The 21,198-nt window shown below is 53.0% G+C and carries 17 protein-coding genes and 1 other annotated feature; of the genes, 1 reads left to right on the top strand and 16 read right to left on the bottom strand.

All coding sequences use genetic code 11. The annotated features are described in order from the left end of the window. Window positions 1–13: 13 nt before the first annotated feature. The 14 genes from tyrS to TY09_RS02590 all read right to left on the bottom strand — a co-directional run bounded on the left by tyrS (window position 14) and on the right by TY09_RS02590 (window position 16,559). Complete coding sequence (gene tyrS, locus TY09_RS02655; RefSeq protein WP_009063873.1) at window positions 14–1,243, bottom strand: tyrosine--tRNA ligase; 1,230 nt, start codon at window positions 1,241–1,243, stop codon at window positions 14–16. Between the two features lie 62 nt (window positions 1,244–1,305). Next, window positions 1,306–1,553: a binding site (T-box leader), on the bottom strand. Between the two features lie 30 nt (window positions 1,554–1,583). Continuing rightward, window positions 1,584–3,272, bottom strand: coding sequence for a DNA repair protein RecN (recN, locus tag TY09_RS02650; RefSeq protein ID WP_042430944.1), 1,689 nt, complete (start codon window positions 3,270–3,272; stop codon window positions 1,584–1,586). Window positions 3,273–3,278: 6 nt separating this feature from the next. Further along, a complete protein-coding gene (locus TY09_RS02645) occupies window positions 3,279–3,734 on the bottom strand; it encodes an arginine repressor (RefSeq protein ID WP_009063564.1) in 456 nt (151 codons plus the stop codon). 1 nt (window position 3,735) lies between these two features. Then, complete coding sequence (locus tag TY09_RS02640; protein WP_042430941.1) at window positions 3,736–4,593, bottom strand: NAD(+)/NADH kinase; 858 nt, start codon at window positions 4,591–4,593, stop codon at window positions 3,736–3,738. Continuing rightward, the gene (locus TY09_RS02635; protein ID WP_042430940.1) at window positions 4,590–5,411 is read right to left on the bottom strand and encodes a TlyA family RNA methyltransferase; all 822 of its coding nucleotides are present in this window, start codon (window positions 5,409–5,411) and stop codon (window positions 4,590–4,592) included. Before TY09_RS02635 ends, TY09_RS02640 begins: the two co-directional genes overlap by 4 nt. After that, on the bottom strand, window positions 5,408–7,267 hold the full coding sequence (gene dxs, locus TY09_RS02630; RefSeq protein ID WP_042430938.1) for a 1-deoxy-D-xylulose-5-phosphate synthase: 1,860 nt from the start codon (window positions 7,265–7,267) through the stop codon (window positions 5,408–5,410). Before dxs ends, TY09_RS02635 begins: the two co-directional genes overlap by 4 nt. A 32-nt stretch (window positions 7,268–7,299) precedes the next feature. Beyond that, window positions 7,300–8,160, bottom strand: coding sequence for a bifunctional methylenetetrahydrofolate dehydrogenase/methenyltetrahydrofolate cyclohydrolase FolD (folD, locus tag TY09_RS02625; RefSeq protein WP_009063827.1), 861 nt, complete (start codon window positions 8,158–8,160; stop codon window positions 7,300–7,302). 57 nt (window positions 8,161–8,217) lie between these two features. Next, window positions 8,218–9,378, bottom strand: coding sequence for a prolipoprotein diacylglyceryl transferase (gene lgt / locus TY09_RS02620; protein WP_009063932.1), 1,161 nt, complete (start codon window positions 9,376–9,378; stop codon window positions 8,218–8,220). Window positions 9,379–9,394: 16 nt separating this feature from the next. After that, window positions 9,395–10,669, bottom strand: coding sequence for an EF-P 5-aminopentanol modification-associated protein YfmH (gene yfmH, locus TY09_RS02615; protein ID WP_042430936.1), 1,275 nt, complete (start codon window positions 10,667–10,669; stop codon window positions 9,395–9,397). After that, window positions 10,666–11,949: an EF-P 5-aminopentanol modification-associated protein YfmF gene (gene yfmF / locus TY09_RS02610; RefSeq protein WP_042430934.1), complete on the bottom strand. Its 1,284-nt coding sequence runs from the start codon at window positions 11,947–11,949 to the stop codon at window positions 10,666–10,668. Before yfmF ends, yfmH begins: the two co-directional genes overlap by 4 nt. A 596-nt stretch (window positions 11,950–12,545) precedes the next feature. After that, the gene (locus TY09_RS02605; protein ID WP_042430931.1) at window positions 12,546–13,157 is read right to left on the bottom strand and encodes a zinc metalloprotease; all 612 of its coding nucleotides are present in this window, start codon (window positions 13,155–13,157) and stop codon (window positions 12,546–12,548) included. Continuing rightward, the gene (locus TY09_RS02600; protein ID WP_009064132.1) at window positions 13,157–14,137 is read right to left on the bottom strand and encodes a M23 family metallopeptidase; all 981 of its coding nucleotides are present in this window, start codon (window positions 14,135–14,137) and stop codon (window positions 13,157–13,159) included. Before TY09_RS02600 ends, TY09_RS02605 begins: the two co-directional genes overlap by 1 nt. Window positions 14,138–14,326: 189 nt before the next feature. After that, window positions 14,327–15,718, bottom strand: a complete 1,392-nt coding sequence (gltA, locus tag TY09_RS02595; protein WP_042430925.1) for an NADPH-dependent glutamate synthase — start codon at window positions 15,716–15,718, stop codon at window positions 14,327–14,329. After that, window positions 15,711–16,559, bottom strand: a complete 849-nt coding sequence (locus TY09_RS02590; protein ID WP_020071748.1) for a sulfide/dihydroorotate dehydrogenase-like FAD/NAD-binding protein — start codon at window positions 16,557–16,559, stop codon at window positions 15,711–15,713. The genes gltA and TY09_RS02590 overlap by 8 nt, the downstream gene beginning before the upstream one ends. A gap of 492 nt (window positions 16,560–17,051) precedes the next feature. Here TY09_RS02590 and TY09_RS02585 point away from each other — a divergent pair, with 492 nt between their 5' ends. Then, entirely contained in the window at window positions 17,052–17,579 is a 528-nt protein-coding gene (locus TY09_RS02585; protein ID WP_042430921.1) for a nitroreductase family protein, read from the top strand. A gap of 251 nt (window positions 17,580–17,830) precedes the next feature. Here the strand turns inward: TY09_RS02585 and spoIVA are convergent, their stop codons facing one another. Both spoIVA and TY09_RS02575 read right to left on the bottom strand, forming a co-directional pair. Beyond that, window positions 17,831–19,309, bottom strand: a complete 1,479-nt coding sequence (gene spoIVA / locus TY09_RS02580) for a stage IV sporulation protein A (protein WP_020071751.1) — start codon at window positions 19,307–19,309, stop codon at window positions 17,831–17,833. Between the two features lie 42 nt (window positions 19,310–19,351). Beyond that, window positions 19,352–20,890, bottom strand: coding sequence for a DUF3794 and LysM peptidoglycan-binding domain-containing protein (locus tag TY09_RS02575; RefSeq protein WP_020071752.1), 1,539 nt, complete (start codon window positions 20,888–20,890; stop codon window positions 19,352–19,354). Window positions 20,891–21,198 lie beyond the last annotated feature (308 nt).

Raw genomic sequence — 21,198 nt, 5'->3', positions numbered from 1 at the left:
AAGCGGTATGCCTTTATTTTTGGAGGATCACCTTGTGGAATACCTTTTTGCCCTTTTTAATGATGACAAAGCCCTTTTCAAAATCAGCCGCTGTCAGCACATGCTCAACTGCGGTGATCTTCTGGTCATCCACCGAAACGCCGCCCTGCTGAATCAGTCTGCGGCCCTCGCCCTTGGACGGAATCAAACCTGCTTTGATCATTACTTCCAGAATGCCCATCGAACCGTCCGCTAAATCAGAAGCGGAAAGCTCCGTGCTGGGCATGTTATCGGAATTTCTGCCGCCGCCGAACAGGGCCCGCGCGGCTTCCTGCGCTTTTGCGGCTTCCTCTTCCCCATGGATCAGCTTTGTCACCTCAAAGGCCAGAACCTCTTTTGCCTGATTCAGCTCGCTGCCGGTCATCGCCTCGTACTCTGCGATTTTAGAGAGCGGCAGGAAGGTCAGCAACTTCATGCAGCGAACCACGTCCGCGTCATCCACATTGCGCCAGTACTGGTAGAAATCGAACGGAGAGGTTTTTTCGGGATCGAGCCATACGGCGCCTTTTTCCGTTTTGCCCATCTTCTTGCCCTCGCTGGTGGTGAGCAGCGTAAAGGTCATGCCGTAGGCTTCTTTGCTCTTCATGCGGCGGATCAGCTCGACCCCGCCGATGATATTGCTCCACTGGTCGTCTCCGCCCATTTGCAGAATGCAGTTGTAGCGCTCGTTGAGCTCGAAAAAGTCGTAGCTCTGCATGATCATGTAGTTCAGCTCGAAGAAGGAAAGCCCGCGCTCCAGGCGCTGCTTATAGCATTCCGCCGCCAGCATGCGGTTCACGGAAAAATGCACGCCGACCTTGCGCATAAATTCAATATAGTTCAGGTTCAGCAGCCAGTCGCCGTTGTTTGCCATAATCGCCTTTCCCTCAGAAAAATCGATCAGGCGGGACATCTGCTTTTGAAAGCATGCGATATTGTGGTCAATATCCTCTTTCGTCAGCATTCTGCGCATGTCGCTCTTCCCGGAGGGGTCGCCGATCATGCCGGTGCCGCCGCCGAACAGCGCGATCGGTGTGTGGCCTGCTCTCTGCATATGCGCCATGACCATGATCTGAACGAAATGCCCTACGTGCAGGCTGTCCGCTGTCGGGTCAAAGCCAATGTAAAAAGCGATCTTGTCCTCATTCAGCAGCTGTCTTACCTTTTCTTCATTTGTGATCTGGGCGATCATGCCCCTTGCTTCCAGTTCGTCAAATACTCCCATTTTCCATTTCCTCCAATTCAGTCTGCAAGGGGAAAATAAAAAGCCCCCTGCGTTTTTCTCCTGCAGAGGGCGGAAATTCCGCGGTACCACCTCAGTTTACCGCAGCCTCACGGCGGCGGCCTCACGGGTAAAAAATTACCCAAACGCGCTAACGGGCGTACCCCGGACGAGCCTAAATCCGGCAATCTGCCGCTTTCTCAGCCCGACGGCTCAGGAATGTATTTCCGGGAAGCTTCCGCCCCTGCTTGCACCAACCGCAGGTTCTCTGTACCGGCCGCTTTCCTGTACTTTTTTCCATCTTCGCCATTGATTTGCATTATAACGAATGTTTTTTGCCTTGTCAAGCCCCGGCCTTTCCCGGCGCCTGCTCCGCGAGCCGAAGCATTTCGCGGGCGTTTTCCAGCATCAGCTCCGTAATGGGGAATCCGCCCATAATGCGCGCCAGCTCGTTGGCGCGGCCCTCAGCATCGAGCGGGGTGATCTCTGTGAAGGTGCGGTCCTGCTGCTGTTTCTTCTGAATCAGCAGATGGTTCTGGGCCAGGGCGGCGATCTGCGCCAGGTGAGTCACACAAATCACCTGATGTCCCTCAGCGGCCTGACGCAGCTTAAGGCCCACCTTTTGCGCGGCGCTGCCGCTGATACCGGTGTCCACCTCATCAAAAATTAGGGTGTCCACTTCATCTTTCCCCGCAAGTACCGATTTAATCGCCAGCATAATACGCGACAGCTCACCGCCGGACGCGATCTTCGCTACCGGCTTCGGCGGCTCCCCCGGATTGGTGGAAAGCAGAAACTGAATCTTGTCGCAGCCGGTCGCGTTGAGCGGGCAGCGCTCCTGCTCAACCTCAAACGAAACTCCCGGCATATTCAAAAACTGCAGTTCCTTTTTTACGCTCTCGATAAATCTGGACGCCGCCTTTTTACGCTGTGCGGAAAGAAGCTTCGCAAGGCGGATCGCTTCTTCCTTGGCGCTTTCGTACTGCTCGTTCAGCTTGGCCAGACGTTCATCGGAAAGCTCAATGTTCTGCAGCTCGGCGCGGCAGTTTTCAAGATAACCCAGTATGTCCTCTTCTGTCTCACCGTATTTCAGGCTGAGCCGGTACAAAAAATCGAGCCGGTCTTCAATCTGCTCCAGCTCCGCGGGGTCATAGTCCAAAAGCTCCGCGGTGCGGCTTAGTTCCGCACTGCAGTCCTGCAGCTCGTATTCCAGATTTTGAAAACGGTCGGACAATGACTCGGCCGACGGAAGATAGCGCTTTGCATCGAGCAAAGCGGAGCTGATCTGCGCCATGGCGGACAGAACGCCGCCCTCTTCTTCCCCATCGAGCAAAGTCCGTGCCAGCTGAAACTGCTGTGCCAGGCGCTCGCTGTTGCGGTACAGCGTGCGTTTTTCCGTCAGCTGCTCCTGCTCGCCGGGGCGCAGCGCGGCTTCTTCCAGCTCCTGAATCTGGTATTTCAGCAGATCCATCCGGCGCTCCTTCTGCGATTCGTCCAGATCGAACGCCTGCAGCTCGTCGCGGATCCGGCACATATTCCGGTAAGCGTGCTGGTATTCGCCAAGCAAAGGCAGAAGCTCGCCCACACGGTCTATGTACCGAATATGCAGATCCGGTGAAAGCAGCTGGTAGCTTTCATGCTGCCCATGGGTATTGACAAGGAACGGGGCGATCTCTTTTAATACAGATACCGTGGCCGGCCGGCTGTTGATGCGGCAGGTGTTTTTCCCCGTCTGGCTGATTTCCCTTTGAATCAGGACATTGCCTTCCTCATCGGCGGAATAGCCGAGCTCTGTGAGCTTTTGCAGGACATGGCCGTTCGGCGAGGAAAATACAGCGCTGACAAAAGCGGAGGAAGCCCCGGTGCGGATCAGCTCACGTGAGGTTCTCTCGCCCAGAATCGCGCCGATCGAGTCGATCAGGATGGATTTACCGGCGCCGGTTTCTCCGGTCAGCACATTAAAGCCGGCGTCAAAATCCAGCCCGCATTTTTCAATAACAGCCACATTTTCGATATACAGCTGCGAGAGCATCTGCTATCACCTGCCAACAATCAGTTTTTTAAGGTCCTCTGTCAGCTCAAGCGCTGTCTCCGGCGTTTTGCACACGATAAGCACGGTGTCGTCGCCAGCCACGGTGCCCACCACCTTTTCCCAGCGAAGGCTGTCCATTGCGGCGCAGACGGCGTTGGCCATTCCCGTCAGACACTTGATGACCACAAGGTTCATGGCGTTGTCCACATCCACGGCGGAATCCTCAAACAGCGAATAGAATTTTCCGGAAATATCCCTAGACGGCTCCTGACTGTTTGCATAACGGTACTTTCCGTCTGCAGACAGAATCTTAACAAGGCGAAGCTCTTTAATATCTCTGGATACCGTGGCCTGCGTTACATCGAAGCCAGCCTCTTTCAGCCGGCGCAGGAGTTCCTCCTGCGTATCGATTTGATATTCGCTGATCAGTTCCAGAATTTTCGTATGACGTCTTGTTTTCATGTCACGCTCTCCGTTCTGAAAGTTTTTCATTCACTACTTCGTAAAAGGTTTGATATTTCAGGTCGATCAGGCTGACCGACCGGGCAGACTTTTGAAAGCGTACGCATTCGTCCTCTGTTACGGGAATCGTTGTTTCTCCGTCGAGAGTCAAAAAGATTTCGCTTTGCCCGTTCGGCACCGCGTTGATGTGCAAGGTGGTGTCCTCACCGAACACGACCGAGCGTGTCATCAAAGAATGCGGGCAAATCGGGGTCAGCAGCAGGCAGCGCATCGCCGGTTCGATCACCGGGCCGCCCGCGGAAAGAGAATACGCCGTAGAGCCGGTCGGCGTTGCAACGATCAGGCCGTCCGCACGGTAGTGGCAAAGATTGTTGTCGTTATAAGAAACCTGAAAATCGAGAATCCTGCTTTGGGAACCGCGGGATATCACCCCTTCGTTCAGCGCGTAATACACATTTTGATACTGCTCGCTTTTTAAAGAGGCCTCGAGCATCAGGCGGCGCTCGACCTTATAGGTGCCGTCCAACAGCTGATGCAGACGATGCAGCTGGTTCGGCTCCAGACCGGCGACAAACCCGATTCTGCCGGCATTGACACCCAGAATCGGCTTGTCGGCCAGAGCGGCGTGCTTGGCCGCGTGAATGATCGTACCATCGCCGCCTACGGCAATGACGATATCGCATGCAGCTATCATGCCAAGAAAATCCTCAAAAAATTCAATATCGCGGTACGGAAAGCTGCTGTACAGAGCTGCGTCCATGCAGACATGGATTCCCAGACGGCGCAGCTCTTTGACAAGCTCCTGCGTCACCTGTTCCGCATTTGTTTTTGTCAGATTAGGAATCACTGCTGCAATCAATGTGTATCACCACCGTTTAGCTCGATGTGGGATTGCTCCACCAAATCCGGCACGGATTGTCCGCTGGCATCCTCCGGATGTTCCGATTTCTGCAAATAGATCAAATACTCAATATTTCCCTCCGGCCCCTTGACCGGCGAGAAGGTAAGTCCCAGTACGGAAAATCCATGCGCAAGGACGAAATCTCGAATTTTGACAATCACCTGCTTGTGGACTGCCTGATCGCGAACCACACCCTTTTTTCCGACATTTTCGCGCCCGGCTTCAAACTGTGGCTTAATCAGGCAAAGCGCCCTCGCGTTGTCGGAAAGAAAGGTTCTTGCCACCGGCAGCACCAGAGTCAGAGAAATAAAGGACACGTCCACACTGAAAAAATCGATGGGATCCGGCACCTGCTCCGAGGTTAAGTAACGCACATTCGTTCGTTCCAGATTCACCACCCGGGGGTCTGTGCGCAGCTTCCACGCGAGCTGGCCGTAGCCGACATCTACCGAATACACCTTTTCGGCGCCGTTCTGAAGCATGCAGTCGGTAAAGCCGCCGGTAGAAGCGCCGATGTCCATACAGGTAAGGCCCGAAAGGTCAAGCGCGTACAGCTCGATCGCTTTCTCCAGCTTGAGACCGCCGCGGCTGACATACCGCAGCCCCTGCCCGCGCACCTCTATGGCCGCGTCGGCAGGGAGAATGGTTCCCGGTTTGTCTGATTTCTGGTTATCTACATAAACGTTCCCCAGCATGATCAGGGTTTTGGCCTTTTCACGGCTTTCTGCAAAACCTTTTTCAAATACAAGGGTGTCGAGTCTTTTTTTCTCCGTCACTTTAGATACTCCGTTTGAATCCTATTTTTCATGCCTTCGCTGTCCAGCCCCAGCTCAGCCAAAGACTGGCGCATGGTAGCATGCTTGACAAAGCGGTTTTCCACCGCCTGCAGGGTTGTTTTCCCCGCATAATTTTGCTGGTACATCAGATACAGAAAATGCTCGCCTACCCCGCCCTGCCGGACGCCTTCCTCAAAAAAGAAGGTGTGACGGGCATTCATGCAGGCATTAATCGCCTGTGGGTCCACCGGGTGGATACGATTGAGCTTGATGATCCGAACCGAAATCCCTTCCTTCTGCAGCTTTTTTGCCGCAAGACAGGCCATGGAAAAGATTCTGCCGTAGGTGACCAGCACCACAGGCGCTTCGGTGTCACCGTATTCGTCGAAAGAGTTTCCCGTAATCGTGAAATCCTTCGGCTGATACAATTGGCCCCCGCGGGGATAGCGTACTGCTGTGACTCCGGGACACTCGTAAACTGCCTGATGGAGCAAAAGCTCCAGTTCCTCATGATAGGCCGGGGAAAAAATCGTCATGTTCGGGATGGCGCTGAGCAGGGAAACGTCGAACAGTCCCTGATGGGTTTCACCATCCTCACCCACGACCCCGGCGCGGTCGATCGCGAATGTCACTTTCAAATTCTGCAAAGCCGCGTCGTGAATCACCTGATCGATGCTGCGCTGCAAAAAGCTGGAGTACACGGCAAACACCGGCAGCATTCCGCCGGCCGCAAGTCCGCCGGCAAAGGTAACAGCGTGTTCCTCCGCGATTCCCACGTCAAAGAAACGATCGGGAAACGCTTTGTGGAAGCCGACAAGACCGGTTCCGCTCTCCATGGCGGCCGTAATCGCGCAGATGCGTTCATCCTTTTTGGCCATGGCGGAAAGACTTTTGCCGAAGACCTTGGAAAAATTCTCGCCGGAAGCCTGCGATTCCCCCGTTTTGATGTCAAAACAGGAGACCCCGTGGAACGCGTCCGGATTTTTCTCTGCAAAGGTGTAGCCCTTTCCTTTTGCGGTAATGACGTGCAGCAAAACGGGCCGGTTGATCTCTTTTGCGCTTTGCAGTACAGAAATCATCTGTTCCACGTCGTGGCCGTCATACGGGCCATAATAGGCAAAGCCCATATCCTCAAACAAGGTGCCCTTATAAAGCGCCTGCTTGAGCAGGGTTTTGGATTTTTGCAGAACATTGCTGATCGGGTCGCCGAGCACCGGCAGGTGATCGAGGATTCCCTCTACGGTTCCCTTTGCCTTTAGATAACCCGGCTGCGTACGGATATGTGCCAGATACCGGGCAATGGAACCGACATTTTTTGAAATCGACATTTTGTTGTCGTTGAGAATGACGATGAAATTTTTCGGGAAACGCCCCGCGTTGTTCAGGCCCTCATAGGCCAGACCGCCGGTCAGGGCGCCGTCGCCAATCACTGCAACCACGTGGCCGGGGTCATTGTGAAGATTTTTTGCATTGGCCAGCCCCAGAGCAACTGAAATGGAGGTACTGCTGTGCCCCGAATGAAACGGGTCGCAGTCGCTTTCTTTGGGGTTTGGGTAGCCTGAAAGCCCGCCCTGGGTACGGATGGTACACAGCTGCTTTTTGCGCCCGGTCAGGATTTTGTGGGTGTAGGACTGATGCCCCACGTCCCACACGATATTGTCAAACGGAACATCAAAGACATAGTGCAGAGCAACGGTGAGCTCCACAACTCCCAGATTGGATGCCAGATGCCCGCCGTTCTTCGCCACAGTGCGGATAATCTCCTGTCGGATTTCTCTGCACAGTACGTTCAGTTCATCCATTGTCAAGGATCGCAGATCCCTTGGGGATTCTATGCAATCTAATATTTTTCCCATCCAAGAAACCTCTGTTCATTGTAATGAAGGCGTCATCCGGTAATTCCGCTGTGCCGTTTGGCTGCCTCCAGTGTATTTTGCAGCAGCATGGCAACCGTCATCGGGCCGACGCCGCCGGGTACTGGCGTGATGTAAGACGCAACCGGCTCCACCGAAGCGAAGTCCACGTCACCGCACAGTTTGCCCTCTTCGTTGCGGTTCATCCCAACATCGATGACGACAGCACCGGGGCGAACCATATCGCCGGTAATCAGACCGGCCTGCCCTACGGCACTTACCAGAATGTCCGCCTCGCGGCAGACCTCCGCCAGATTTTGTGTTTTGCTGTGGCAAATGGTAACGGTGGCGTCCGCGTGCAGCATCTGCATTGCCGTCGGCTTGCCGACGATATCGCTGCGGCCTATTACGACACAACGCTGCCCCGCCGGATCGATTCCGGATGCACGCAGCAGCTCCATAATCCCCGCAGGAGTGCAGGGCAGAAAAACGAAATCTCCGCGCATGATATGTCCAATGTTTTCCGGGTGGAACGCGTCAACATCTTTATCCGGCCGAATCAGGCCGACAAACTGGTTTGCATCCAGATGGCTTGGCAGCGGAAGCTGCAGCAGGATGCCGTCGATGTCCTCCCGGTCGTTCAGAGAACGAATTGTTTCTTCCAGCTCCTGCTGTGTGGCAGAGGCCGAAAGCCGATATAATTCAAAGTCAATGCCGACCTCTTCGCAGGCCTTGCCTTTGTTTTTTACATACACTTCAGACGCGGAATCCTCCCCTACCAAAATAACGGCCAAGCCGGGGGTGATTCCCTGTTCTTCCTGCAGTGACTGGATTTCTTCCGCGATGCGTTTGCGTACTGCGGCAGAAATCGCCTTTCCATCAATCAATTGAGCCATAGGTTGCCTCCCGTATTTTCCCCTTATTTCCGCTTCCCCACAAATTTGAGGCTCGGTTTATTCTTCGTGTGTATCGGCGGACTCCTGTGCGGGAGCCTCTTCCGTTATGATCTCTGTTGCTTCACCGGCTTCTTGCAGTGTGGTTTCGTTTGAACCGGTCTCTTCTGCCGAATCCGCTTCTTCCGGAGCCGCTGCATCCTCTGCGGATGCCTGCGATTGGATATCTTCAGAAAGAACTTCTTCTGTTTTTTCTTCCTCCAGGGCTTCCTCGGTTTCCTCTGATCCCTCTAATTCGGGCTTGGGAGTAATATCGCCGAAGATAGTGCTTTTCCCATCATCAGCTGCACCTTCCACCGCAGCAAGGGTAATTCCATTGAGAGCCATTACCTTGGGCGATCCGATGCCGGTCAGGCTGGTTTTGTTGCGGAAGATCGCCAGAAACGCCAGCGCAATCAGAACGGTGGCAGCAGCCAGAAGCTGAGAAACCCGCAGGTTCAGAACCGGAGCGATCAGGCTGTCGGTACGCAGCCCTTCAATCCAGAAACGGCCAAGACCGTACCACATCAGGTACAGCAGGAAAACCTGCCCGTCGTATCTGCGCAGCTTGGTCGCAAACAGGTGCAGAAGGCCAAAGCCCACGAGGCACCACAGAGATTCATACAGAAAGCAAGGGTGAACCGGGCCGTCGACGATCAGGCGCGTACGGTCGCTGATCATGCCCCAGGGCAGATCGGTCGCAGTGCCGAAAGCCTCCTGATTCACATAGTTGCCCCAACGGCCTACAGTTTGTCCAATCAAAAAGCCGAGGGCCGCCAGATCGAGAACAGCGGCGATTTTCAGGCCGCGCAGCTTTGCCATCAGCGCGCCGCAGAGCAGACCGCCGATGATCCCGCCGTAAATGGCAAGACCGCCGTTCCAAATATACAAAATGCTGAGAGGATCCTTCACGTATTGGTCGCCGGGATAAAAAATAACGTAGTACAGTCTTGCGCCGATGATTCCGCCAATCATGCCGACGATCACGGCGTCAATCAGCCTGTCCTGGTCAACGTTGAACTTTCTGCAGCTGAACATCAGATACAAAAAGGCCAGCAGAAATCCCATTGCAATAATGACGCCATACCACTGAATTGTAAATCCGCCGATCGAAAAGGCGGTTGGGTTTATGTTGAAGTCGAGCCCCATTTTTGGGAACTCGACGGTATGAACCTGGTACATGAAAGCTTGCCTCCAATTATTTGATAGGGAAAACCACTGACAGAGCAGAATTTTCCGTGAGGAGCTGTTCTTCCAATCGTTTCTGAACGTCCGGAAGCTGAACGGTAGCCAGCGCGTCGATATAAGAGAACAGCTCGCGCTCTGCAAACGTCAGAGAAATCATCGCGTTCGCAATGGCTTCGGCGCTGTTGAGCGCGGCCACATTGCGGCCGTACACGGCTTTTCTGGCCCTTTCAAAGGCCTCGGCCGAAATTCCTTCCTTGCGCAGGCGTTCGATTTCTTCGCGGATTTCCTTTGCGACAGTGTCCGGGTCTTTCGATTCCCCGGAGAAAATCACGGCGGCATAGCCTGGTCCCTCAAAGTATTCGCTGCCGAAGGAGGCGGTGTTGATCAGGTTCTGATCCAGTAGACGGCGGTACAGCGGAGATGCATCGGAGGCCAACAGCTCCAGCAGAACATCCGTCTGCGCCAGCTCCTGAACATTACGGCGGCGTGCGGGCTCCTTAAAGCCAAGCTGGAACAGAGGAATCGTAACGGAAAGCTTCTGCTCCACACGATCCTGCACCACGCCGGCAGGCTCTTCCTCAAAAATGCGCTCTACCTGGGTCGGTTCGGAGGGCTTGAGCATTTTATCGCACAGCTCTAAAACGCGCTCGGGATCGATATTCCCTGCGACGCACAGAGCCATATTATTCAGATTATAAAAAGTGTGGTAGCAGCGGTACAAATACTCCGGCGTGATTTCTGCAATGCTCTCTACCGTACCGGCAATATCGATCTTCACCGGATGGTGGTGATACAGGGCTTTGAGCAGATTAAACATGACCCTCCACTGCGGGTCGTCGTCGTACATCCGGATTTCCTGGCCGATGATTCCCTGCTCCTTCTGCACGGTCTGCTCGGTAAAATATGGAGACTGAACAAAATCCAGCAGGATTTCGAGCGACTCATACACGTTCTCGGTGCAGGAGAATAAATAGCAGGTCATGTCGAACGAGGTGTACGCATTGGCGGAGGCTCCGGTTTTTGCATAACGCGCAAAAGCGTCTCCGTCTTCGCTCTCAAACAGCTTGTGCTCCAGAAAATGCGCAATGCCCTCCGGAACCGTGCTGACTTCCTGTTCATCGGAGCGCCGGAAGCTGGTATCTACCGAGCCGTAACGGGTGCCGAAGATGGCATAGGTTGAGTTGCTTCCCTCTTTCGGGTAAACGAAAATACGCAGGCCGCTCGGGTGTTTGACGCTGTAGTAGCTGTCCTGTACGCGTTCGTTTGTGATTTTTTCCATTCTCATTCCTCTGCCTCCTCCTTTCCGACCATGCGGTAGACCGTATCCAGAACGACGCGATTTGCGGCCTGAACCACCTGCTCCATGGTAACGGAGTTGATTTCTTCCGCCGCTTCTTCCGGCGACTGGATCTTTTCGCAGAATGCCTGGGAAACATACCAGTTTTCAAGGCCGCCCAGGTAATCCCCGACGGTGCGGTAGCTGTTGCCGACACTCAGCCTTGCTGCGAGAAGCTCTTCTTCCGTCACCTTCCCGGCACGGATTTCATCCAGCTGACCGAGAATTTCTGTCTGGGCCCGGTCGATATTTTCCGTTTCCACACCGCTTTCAATCAGAATAATACCCTTATTCCAGTCATAGCGGGAGGCACAATAGTAGCAAAGGCTCAGCTTTTCGCGAACATTTAAAAACAGCTTGGAGCTGGGTGTGCCGCCGAGTACTGCGGACATCAGCTTTGTGGACGCCACCGCGTCCTGCGGAACGGCAGCTCCGGCGCGGAGCCCCAGAACCAGCTTGGACTGGGCAACCTCCATCGTGTCGGAAAATTCACGCGGCTTTGTCACTTCCTTGATGATTTCCGTGTGTAGTTCCGGCACCGGGTCGCGGTCGAGCTTTTTGAACGCGTTCAAAAAGCTGTCGTAAATCGGCACCGGGTCGCAGTCGCCAAGTGCCATGATCTCAATGCGGGCAGTGCGCAGCACGCGTTCCCATACCTTGGTCATCTCTTCTCTCTGCAGCGCCGTCACATCCTCACGGCTGCCATAGCGGTTGATTCCAAAGGCCTCGCGGTCACACATCAGCTGTTCGCAGCGCAGACGCGCGAAAGTGCGTTTATCGTTGAAATCAGAATCGATCATTTCGATCGTCTGTCTTTTTTCCTGTTCAAAGCCGTCCTCCGGGAACAGCCCGTCCACAAGCGGCGGATCAAATAAAATACTGCACAGCAGATGCGAAAGCTCTGCTGAAATGCTTTCTCCCTCGAGCGCGTAGCGGTCTGCAAGACCGGCCGCCGCGATGGAAAGCACCTGAGCTTCTCCCAGCTTTCGCACATCGGCGTGAATCGCCGCGCCATACAGCTCTGAGAGGCGCTCATTCAAGCGTGTAAAATCGGGGTATTCCCGGCTTGCACGACTCAATAAAAAAGGAAGCAGCGCATTTGCTGCCGCCGTTTCTTTCTCCAAAGGCAACATGAAATTGACTGCAATACGCAGAGTTTTAAATCTGGTATCCTGAATACTGCGAAAGTTTATACCCTCAGTGACAGGATACTCCTCTGTTTTTATCATTTCTCTCATCTCCCTATCCGGTGATTAGCAGGGCGCGGGCAAGCTGCCCGATCCGGCCGCAAACCGCCGTTTTTCCTTATCATTCCCGATTTATATCGTTTTTAAGTGTAAACAGGACGTCAAAAAAAGAATATAACTTTAATCATTATTATATCATAAATTTCCAATATGAGTTTATAAAAATACTAAATCCAGACACAAAAAATATCTAACTGATGATTTGTGACCTTTCGATGTCTTCTCAGGCGTCGAAAGCTTTGTTTTATTCTATCATCTCCTCCAAAGCAGTTGATTCAAAATGCTCAGCTGCTTTTCCCTGCCGGACAGGATGATTCAATGTTCTCTCAGGCATCGAAAGCTTTGCTTTCGCTTGTGTCGTGAGGTTATTCTATCATCCCCACCAGAGCAAGCTGATTCGAAAAACTCAACTGCTTTTCCCTGCCGGACAGGATGATTCAATGTTCTCTCAGGCATCGAAAGCTCCGCTTTCGTCTATGCCGTGAGGTTATTATAACACAATGCCTGCTTAGATAAAAGCAACAATATTCTAAATATTTTGTGAATCAAATCAAATGATACGGTGCTTCAGCAGTCCGTTAAAAATATCTTCCCTTTTTCAATAGAAGCATTAACATCAGGTATCCGCTGACAATCAGCAAAGAAAAATTATAGCGCGACTGCAGTAAAACCAGAAAGCCGGCCAGTGCAACAGGAAGGATCACAAAAAAGGAAACGATCTCTACAATTTTTTCGCAGGTTTCTGCCGGGTATTTTTTGCAGAGCAGAGCATACAGAGTCTGGCCGCCGTCCAGTGGGCCGACCGGCAGTCCGTTTAAAAGGGCGAGCATCAGATTCGCTGCGGCCAGATTCGCCAAATACAGCGAACTGGTCAGCTCATATCCTATCCAGCAGAGCGCAAAAAAGAACAGGCTTGCCAAAGGACCCGCCGCCGCGATCCAGGCATCCTGATGATAAGTGCGGCAGCTGCCGCTTTTCTGGCAGATCTCAAGACCAAACAGGCTCATAGAGAGTCGCTCCGGTGGAGTGCCCACGAGCGACATCATCAGCAGATGCCCGCTTTCATGCAGAATCACCGCGACCAGCCCGATTCCGGCCATTCCGCTTCTGTCTAAGAACAGGGACAGCGTTACCAGCGCCATAAACCAGAACTGCACTGTGACTTGGCAGCCACCAACCGTGAAGCGCATCAGACCGTCCTGTTTTTCAGCAGCGGCTGCGGATCATAGCAGACGCCGGACAGAATCAGTTCAAAATGTACGTGCGGGCCGGTCGAATCCCCGGTACTGCCAACCAGGGCGATGGGCTGGGAATAGGTAACGATATCCCCTTTCTTTACCAGCAGTTTTTCACAGTGCGCGTATCTCGTTTCAATATTGGAGCCGTGGTCGATCAGAATGTATTTTCCATAGGAGGAATTTTCTCCGCTGAACTCCACCTTGCCGGGCATTGCGGGCACAATGTTACTGCCGGCGTCGGCGGCAATGTCAATGCCCAGGTGAATGCCGCCGTCCCTCGGACCAAAGCCGGAGGTGATCACGCCGTTTTTTACCGGGGTATCTAGAAACACAGAAACAAACACCGGCGTTTTGGAAGAAACACTGGTGGTATAGGCAATTCCAGAGACTGTAGAAGAAATATCCGGCAGTGAGGAGGACGGCGCAGAAGAAGGAGCAGAAGAAGCCGGTGCAGAGGATTCCGGCACTGAAGATTCTGGTACAGAAGATGCCTGCTTCCCCTGTTCTGCCGGAGAGGAAGAGAAAAACTGTACCCAGGTGCGGGTAAAATGATTGAAGGATTCCTGCGCGATGATGGAATCCCCAGCGTGACTCAGGTACCATTCGCGAATGCTCTGATAGGCATTCCCGCCTGTGATTTTCAAAAGCATGGCGGTTACCAGAACGGTGATGCAAAGCAGCATTTGTACAAAGATCAGCATCTTTTTCGTCTTTTTCTTTTGCCGCGGCTGGAAATCCTCTTCGTCCTCTTCATATCCCTGGGGCTTTATGTAATGGTAATCGTAATTATACTCGTAGCCGTCCTCATCGATTCTGTCCATTTTGTCGTAGCGGCTATTTGTATTGTCTGATTCACTGTAAATATCATTTGCCCGGTTCAAGATGATGTCATCGTCTTCCATGCCGTCTGTTCTGTTATACTTACGATTCATTTTGATATCCCTCCCGTCAACTCTATTTATATGACAGCAAGTACCAAAAGAGAACGCCGAACCTTTCCTCTCTCAAACAGAAAGATTTTCAGAGCAGTATACAAAAGAATTCTTTTGTATACTGCTCTGAAAATAAAAAAGGGACCCGCTGTTTTATAAACAACGGGTTCCCTGTCATTCAGAATAAAATTACTTTTTGCTCTTGATGTATTCGTCGATAGAATTCGCGGCATGTTTGCCCTCACCCATCGCCAGAATAACGGTTGCCGCACCGGTCACCGCGTCTCCGCCGGCAAATACGCCCTCACGGGTGGTCTGCAGCGTTTCTTCGTTGACAATCAGGCAGCCATGGCGGTTCGTCTCAAGGCCCTCCGTTGTTCTCTGGAGCAGCGGGTTCGGCGAATTGCCGATGGCCATGACAACGCAGTCTACCGAAAGACGGAAGTTCGAGCCTTCTACCTCCACCGGCTTGCGGCGGCCGCTCGCGTCGGGCTCGCCGAGCTCCATACGGATGCACTCGATTTCGGTCACTCTGCCGTTTTCGTCACCATGAATGGCAACCGGATTCGTCAGCAGGCGGAAATCGATCTCTTCCTCTTTGGCGTGGTGGATTTCCTCACGGCGGGCAGGCATCTGCTCCTCCGCACGGCGGTATACGATATATACATTTTCGGCGCCCAGGCGCTTCGCGCTGCGGGCTGCATCCATCGCGACGTTTCCGCCGCCGCAGACGGCAACGTTCTTCGGCCGGATGATCGGGGTATCGTAACCCTCTTTGTACGCCTTCATCAAATTGATGCGGGTCAAGAACTCGTTGGCAGAGTACACGCCGACAAGGCCCTCGCCCGGGATGTTCATAAAGCTCGGCAGTCCGGCGCCGGAGCCGATAAAGATCGCCTCAAAGCCCATTTCAAACAACTCGTCCACAGAAAGAACCTTGCCGATCACCATATCGGTTTCGATGGTTACTCCGTTGGATTTGAGCAGATCGATTTCCTTCTGCACGATTTCTTTCGGCAGACGGAACTGCGGGATGCCGTACATCAGTACGCCGCCCGCGGTATGCAGGGCCTCAAAAACGGTGACGGAATAGCCCATCGCGTTCAAATCACCGGCGCAGGTAAGGCCTGCGGGGCCCGCGCCGATAATGGCGACCTTATGTCCGTTTTGCTCTGTTTTCACAGGCTTTCTTTCGCGGTTATTCATGTACCAGTCTGCAACATAACGCTCCAGGCGGCCGATTCCGACCGGCTCGTGCTTAATGCCGCGCACGCATTTAGCCTCACACTGTGTTTCCTGCGGGCATACACGGCCGCATACTGCCGGCAGAGAGCTTGTAGAGGTAATGATATGGTAAGCCTGCTCCAAATCCCCCTCTGTAATACAGCGGATGAATTCGGGAATTCTGATATTGACCGGACATCCGCTGATACAAGGCTTATGTTTACACTGCAGGCAGCGCTGCGCTTCTTCCATAGCCATTTCATCGGTGTAGCCCAGAGTAACCTCTTCAAAATTATGATTGCGCACCAGCGGATCCTGTTCCGGCATCGGTGTTTTTTTCGGATTCATGTTAGCCATTCTTTGCGCCCTCCATCAGATGACAGTTGTATTCGCGGGTCGCTCTCGCTTCATCTTCCCTGTAAGTTCTGGTGCGAAGGATCGCTTCGTCGAAATCCACCAGATGGCCGTCGAAATCGGGACCGTCCACACAGGCGAATTTGGTCTCGCCGCCTACTGTTACGCGGCAGCCACCGCACATGCCGGTGCCGTCGATCATAATCGGGTTCATGCTGATGATCGTCTTAATGCCGTACGGCTTTGTCAAATTGCTGACCGCGCGCATCATGGGCAGCGGGCCGATCGCAACCACCAGATCATAATCGGCGCCGGCATCAATCTGCGCCTTTAACGCGTCGGTGACAAAGCCCTTGTTGCCGTTGGAGCCGTCGTCGGTCATCAGGAACAGATTGTCGCTCGCCGCGCGCATTTCCTCCTCCAGAATGATGATATCCTGGCTGCGGAAGCCGGCGATCATATCGACATGAGCGCCCATTTCATGCAGGGCCTTTGCCTGCGGGTACGCAATTGCGCAGCCCGCGCCGCCGCCGATCACCGCGGCCTTTTTGTATCCTTCCAGGTGAGAGGCTGTGCCGAGGGGCCCGATAAAATCCAGAATCTTTTCCCCTTCCTCCAACTGGTCAAGCAGCAGAGTCGTTTTTCCCACCTTTTGGAAAATGATCGTAATCGTACCCGCTTCGCGGTCGTAGTCTGCAATTGTCAGCGGAATTCTTTCACCGAATTCATTGACACGCAGGATGATGAATTGCCCTGCCTTCGCTTTTTTTGCGATAAACGGCGCTTCCACCTCCATTAATGTCATGGTATCGTTCAGTCTTCGCTTTTTTAAAATTGGGAACATTCTGCCACTTCCTTTTATAGAGTATTGACTCGTGCAATATAAGCCACATGCGTATGACAACGATTGCAGAGATAACTTTTCAGCTATTCTATTATATCCTTCTTATGCTTTAAATGCAAGAAAAGTCATATGGCAGAAGCACCAAAAAAGGAAAAGGAATTCTTGCATCCCGGAAAAAAGGGCGATATAATAAAGACAAAGAACGGTATTTTTGGTTCTGTTTGGTAATTAAAACCTCTGACAAATCGATTATACTCAAACTTAAATACCGCGAAGAAACACCCACCTCAAAACAAAAAGCGCGCGCCGCCGACGGAGAGATCCAAATGAAGGACTGTATTCTGATAAGAAGCCCGCGCAAAAACGGAAATACTATGCTATTCAGCCCGGGGGCGTGATCGCTCCGAGACATTTTTTATTCGCGCCGTTTTCAGCGGAGCCGTGACGGCTGAGCGGAAAACGGCAAACATCTTTTACTCAGGAGGTTGCAATATGAGCTTTTTGGAATTGGCAAAGGACAGGTATTCGATGAGAAAATTCAGCGACAAGCCTGTGGAGCAGGATAAGCTGGATTTGATTTTAGAAGCGGGCCGGATTGCCCCCACCGCCCACAACAGTCAGCCGCAGAGAATTCTGGTGCTGAACACACCCGCGGAGATGGAGCTTCTGGCAAAATGCTGCCCGTTCCGTTTTCACCAGACTCTGGCGCTTGTGGTATGCTATGAAAAAGAAGTGAGCTGGAAGCGCAAGGATTACGACAACGCCGACAGCGGCGAGGTAGATATGGGCATTGTCGGCACGCACATGATTCTTCAGGCCAGTGAGCTGGGGATCGGCTCGACCTGGGTGATGCAATTTGATCCGCAGGCGGTGCGCCGCGAGTTCCATATTCCCGAGGCGCTGGTTCCCATGGCCATTCTGATGATGGGCTACCCCAATGAGGAAGCAAAGCCCAGCAGACTGCATAACGACCGCTTTGAGCTTTCCAAAACGGTATTCTATCACACCTTTCAGGGCTGACGACAAAATAGAATGAGTTCCGTTTTCGGCTTGTTCAAGCCTCTGTTTGCGGTGAACGGCCGAAAAAGGCCAGGAATCCTTCTCGCCGCCTGCGGCAGAGAGAAATTTCTGTTTTCTCAAAAAAGAATCGATCGTAAAGAAAAAGCCGCGCTCTGTCTTGGCCCAATGATAGCCAATGCAGAGCGCGGCTTTTTCTGTTTGGGGTGAAATAAATCAACTTACTCCCTGCGGAGCAAAGAGATCGCGTTATGTTACAGGATGATACAAATGAGACCGTTGCAGCCGTCGTTGATGATACGCTCGATCGTTTCCTTCATCTTGTCGCGCGCGTCGGCCGGCATGCGGTACAGCTTGTTATGCATTCCCTCGTTGACCAGCTCATGCAGAGACTTGCCGAAGATATTCGACTCCCAGATTTTAACGGGGCTTTCCTCGAATTCCTTCATCATGGACATGACAAGCTCTTCCGACTGCTGCTCCGAGCCTACAATGGGCGTCAGCTCCGTTGTGATTTTGGTGCGGATCAAATGGATCGACGGCGCGGCCGCTCTGAGGCGGACACCGTACTTGCCGCCCTGCTTGATGATCTCGGGCTCTTCCAGGCTCATCTCGTCGATCGTCGGCATCATAATTCCGTAGCCGGTATCGAGTACATCCTGGTAGGCGTCTCGAATCTTGTCATATTCCATCTTGATTTTTGCCAGCTCCAGAACGGAGGAGAGCAGCTCGCCCTCGTTGTGCAGCTCCAGCCCCGTCTGCTCGCCGAGAATGCGGTAGAACAGGTCGTTTTTCAGCTGAATTCCGATTCTGGCACAGCCGGTTCCCAAATCGACGGAAAGCGTCTGCGCGGAGCCGACGTGCTCGCATTTCGACACGTCATCCACCAGGCCGCCCACCTCGCGGATGCGCGAGATTTTCGAGGCGGACTGCTGAATGATCTGGAAGATCGCGGAGCGCAGCCAGTGCTTCTTTTCGAGCGTAGAGAGCCAGTGCGGCATTTCGACTTTGATTTCCTTGACCGGGAACTCGAACAGGATCTTTGCCAGAACATCGCGGATTTCCTTTTCGTTCAGCTCGAGGCAGTTCACCGGCTGCACGGGAACCTTGTAGCGCTTCTGCATGTTTTCCGCCAGCGCCTGAGACTGCGGCGCAGTGGGGTTTGTGCAGTTGAGAAGAATGATAAAGGGCTTTTTGATTTCCTTGAGCTCCGAAACAACGCGCTCTTCCGCCTCTTCATATTCTTCCCGCGGAATTTCGCTGATGCTGCCGTCCGTCGTAATGAGCAGCCCGATGGTGGAATGCTCGGTAATGACCTTTTGCGTGCCGATTTCCGCCGCCATATTGAAGGGGATCGGCTCGTCGTACCACGGGGTGCGGATCATGCGCGGCAGATCGTTTTCAATATACCCCAGCGCGCTGGGAACAATGTAGCCCACGCAGTCGATCATGCGCACGCGGAACGTGGCGCTGTCGTCAATATTTACGGTGACCGCCTGCTCCGGAATGAATTTTGGTTCCGTCGTCATAATGGTGCGGCCCGCGGCGGATTGAGGCATTTCATCGATCGCGCGGTCACGCCGGCTGTTTTCGTCCATGTTGGGGATGACGATGGTATCCATGAACTTTTTGATGAAGGTAGATTTGCCCGTGCGAACCGGGCCGACCACACCAATATAAATATCACCGTTGGTGCGTTCCGAAATATCTTGATAAATATTGCGCTCTTCCATTTTACCTCCCCCTCAGGCAGAGAATTTTATTTTTGGGATCGCTTACATTGGAATTAAAAGCATCCCCCTATTCTCAGCAAAATCTTCCTCCAGCTCGTTTTCCTTTTGAATTGCGGAAACGGAGGTGCAGTAGCGCCGGGCAATGTCCCAAAGGCTCTCTCCCGCGTCTGCAAAATAGATGGTTAGTGCGGCGGAGTTATCTTTTTTACGCGTTTTGGTTTCGTCCGCGTTTGCGCCCGCAATCATTCTGTGGCTGCTGGATTGGAACACGGCGGCGGTCAGCTTGAGCTCGGTCTTTACTTCAATTCCCGTGCCGCCGGTAATTCGGAAGCTGATATTGCTGATCTCTACCCGGGGTGCGCAGAAGACTCCACCCTCTTTTTTGCGCCACTCATGGCTGGCGGTGAAGTCGACGACCCGTTCAAAGTAGAAAGGCTTCTCCTGTGCGTTGAGTGCGAGAATGCACAGATTCAGCTTGCCGGTAAAACGAATTTGGTTTTCCTCTTCCTCTGCGGAAACACTGCTGATCTCGTTCCAGACGTCGATCACCTTCGTGATGCCGCCTTCGCCGATATCGAAGCTGTTCTTTTGCGTAACGGAGTCGTTGATCATCTCGATCAGCCGGAAGACCGGCTTCGACTGCGTCTGGGTTTCCAGCTCATATTGAGTGGAATAGGCGTCCGTTACAATGGCGATTTCCGTGTCCTCGTATGCCATCAGGTTGGCCGCCAGGCGAACCTCGGCCTCAAACAGCGTGTTTTCTCCGGAGGAGTCGCTCTTGATCTGCAGATCATTGCTCAGCACGTTGACGCTCACATCGCAGAGGTTCCCCTCCTCCAGTCCATCGCCGTCCACCATCTGGCTGTAGGGAATCACATATTCCATCGCCTCGGGGAGCATATCCTCCGATTCGGGAGCATACAAAAGCTTAACGCTCACTTCGCCCTTGACGATCAGCTTGCCGGAGACCACCTTGTAATCCGAAATGGTCGCCGTTGCGCCGGAGCGAATGATGTTATTGGCCGGCGGCTTGCTGTCGCTGATCTCCAGTACTTCAGAAACAGAAAACTGCTGCTGCGCAATCGACGTTACCTGGCTGGCCGGGATTTGCTCCTGCTTTTGCTGAATGTCATCGCCCTCAATATTGCTCACAAATTCATTGTTTACCTTTTCCGCCACCTTGGCGCAGATGGAAAACGCCCCGTGAATATCCAGACGGCGCGGACTCGTTGCCCGGCAGTTGATGTATTCCACACGCGAGCTGGTAAATATGACCGCATTGTCGGTCTGCTTCTTCAGCGGAATCGACGCCGAAAACGGCTTGACATTTTCGCAGCACCGGATACAGCTGCCGCCGGAATCCAGATAAATCACCTTAATCGCCGCGGAGCCCTCGATCTCCAGGTGATCCCCGATGATGCTCCTGCCGGTAATGCGGGGGCAAACCTGGCACTTCAGGATGCGTTGAATGTCGGGACAATAATCAGGAAGGCTGAAATCCAGGTCGATTGGCTGTTCCTGGCAACCGTCAAATATGATCTCACTTGCGCAGATGGACTGCCGGTTGAGTGTATACTCCATAGAGTTTCTCTCCTTTTCCTGTTTCTACCTAATTTCTATTCGCATCCTGTCCCGGATATGCTAAATCAAAACAGAAAAAGAAAGCCCTCCATCGCAACGGCAGCACAATTTGAAAAATTCCCCAACAAGAGAATATTCCCCCGCCGTGGGCGGGGGAATTCCGATGCCTGATTCGTGCAGCCTGTTGCGGATATAATAAATCAAAACAGGGTGAAAACACCTCAATCAGAATCGTGCTTCAACTTGAAACATTTCCAAAAAGAGAATATTCTCCCGCCGTGGGCGGGGGAATGCCGATATCTGATCCG

Origin of the sequence: Faecalispora jeddahensis, from assembly GCF_000577335.1 — a bacterium.
Lineage (GTDB): Bacteria > Bacillota > Clostridia > Oscillospirales > Acutalibacteraceae > Faecalispora > Faecalispora jeddahensis.
This window is presented reverse-complemented; position numbering and strand designations above follow the sequence as displayed.

What these genes read in the sequence shown, in the direction of transcription:
- tyrS (WP_009063873.1), bottom strand. Translation starts at nt 1,243, where the DNA reads ATGGGAGTATTTGACGAACTGGAAGCAAGGGGCATGATCGCCCAGATC.
- recN (WP_042430944.1), bottom strand. Translation starts at nt 3,272, where the DNA reads ATGCTCTCGCAGCTGTATATCGAAAATGTGGCTGTTATTGAAAAATGC.
- TY09_RS02645 (WP_009063564.1), bottom strand. Translation starts at nt 3,734, where the DNA reads ATGAAAACAAGACGTCATACGAAAATTCTGGAACTGATCAGCGAATAT.
- dxs (WP_042430938.1), bottom strand. Translation starts at nt 7,267, where the DNA reads ATGGGAAAAATATTAGATTGCATAGAATCCCCAAGGGATCTGCGATCC.
- folD (WP_009063827.1), bottom strand. Translation starts at nt 8,160, where the DNA reads ATGGCTCAATTGATTGATGGAAAGGCGATTTCTGCCGCAGTACGCAAA.
- lgt (WP_009063932.1), bottom strand. Translation starts at nt 9,378, where the DNA reads ATGTACCAGGTTCATACCGTCGAGTTCCCAAAAATGGGGCTCGACTTC.
- yfmH (WP_042430936.1), bottom strand. Translation starts at nt 10,669, where the DNA reads ATGAGAATGGAAAAAATCACAAACGAACGCGTACAGGACAGCTACTAC.
- yfmF (WP_042430934.1), bottom strand. Translation starts at nt 11,949, where the DNA reads ATGATAAAAACAGAGGAGTATCCTGTCACTGAGGGTATAAACTTTCGC.
- TY09_RS02605 (WP_042430931.1), bottom strand. Translation starts at nt 13,157, where the DNA reads ATGCGCTTCACGGTTGGTGGCTGCCAAGTCACAGTGCAGTTCTGGTTT.
- TY09_RS02600 (WP_009064132.1), bottom strand. Translation starts at nt 14,137, where the DNA reads ATGAATCGTAAGTATAACAGAACAGACGGCATGGAAGACGATGACATC.
- gltA (WP_042430925.1), bottom strand. Translation starts at nt 15,718, where the DNA reads ATGGCTAACATGAATCCGAAAAAAACACCGATGCCGGAACAGGATCCG.
- TY09_RS02590 (WP_020071748.1), bottom strand. Translation starts at nt 16,559, where the DNA reads ATGTTCCCAATTTTAAAAAAGCGAAGACTGAACGATACCATGACATTA.
- TY09_RS02585 (WP_042430921.1), top strand. Translation starts at nt 17,052, where the DNA reads ATGAGCTTTTTGGAATTGGCAAAGGACAGGTATTCGATGAGAAAATTC.
- spoIVA (WP_020071751.1), bottom strand. Translation starts at nt 19,309, where the DNA reads ATGGAAGAGCGCAATATTTATCAAGATATTTCGGAACGCACCAACGGT.
- TY09_RS02575 (WP_020071752.1), bottom strand. Translation starts at nt 20,890, where the DNA reads ATGGAGTATACACTCAACCGGCAGTCCATCTGCGCAAGTGAGATCATA.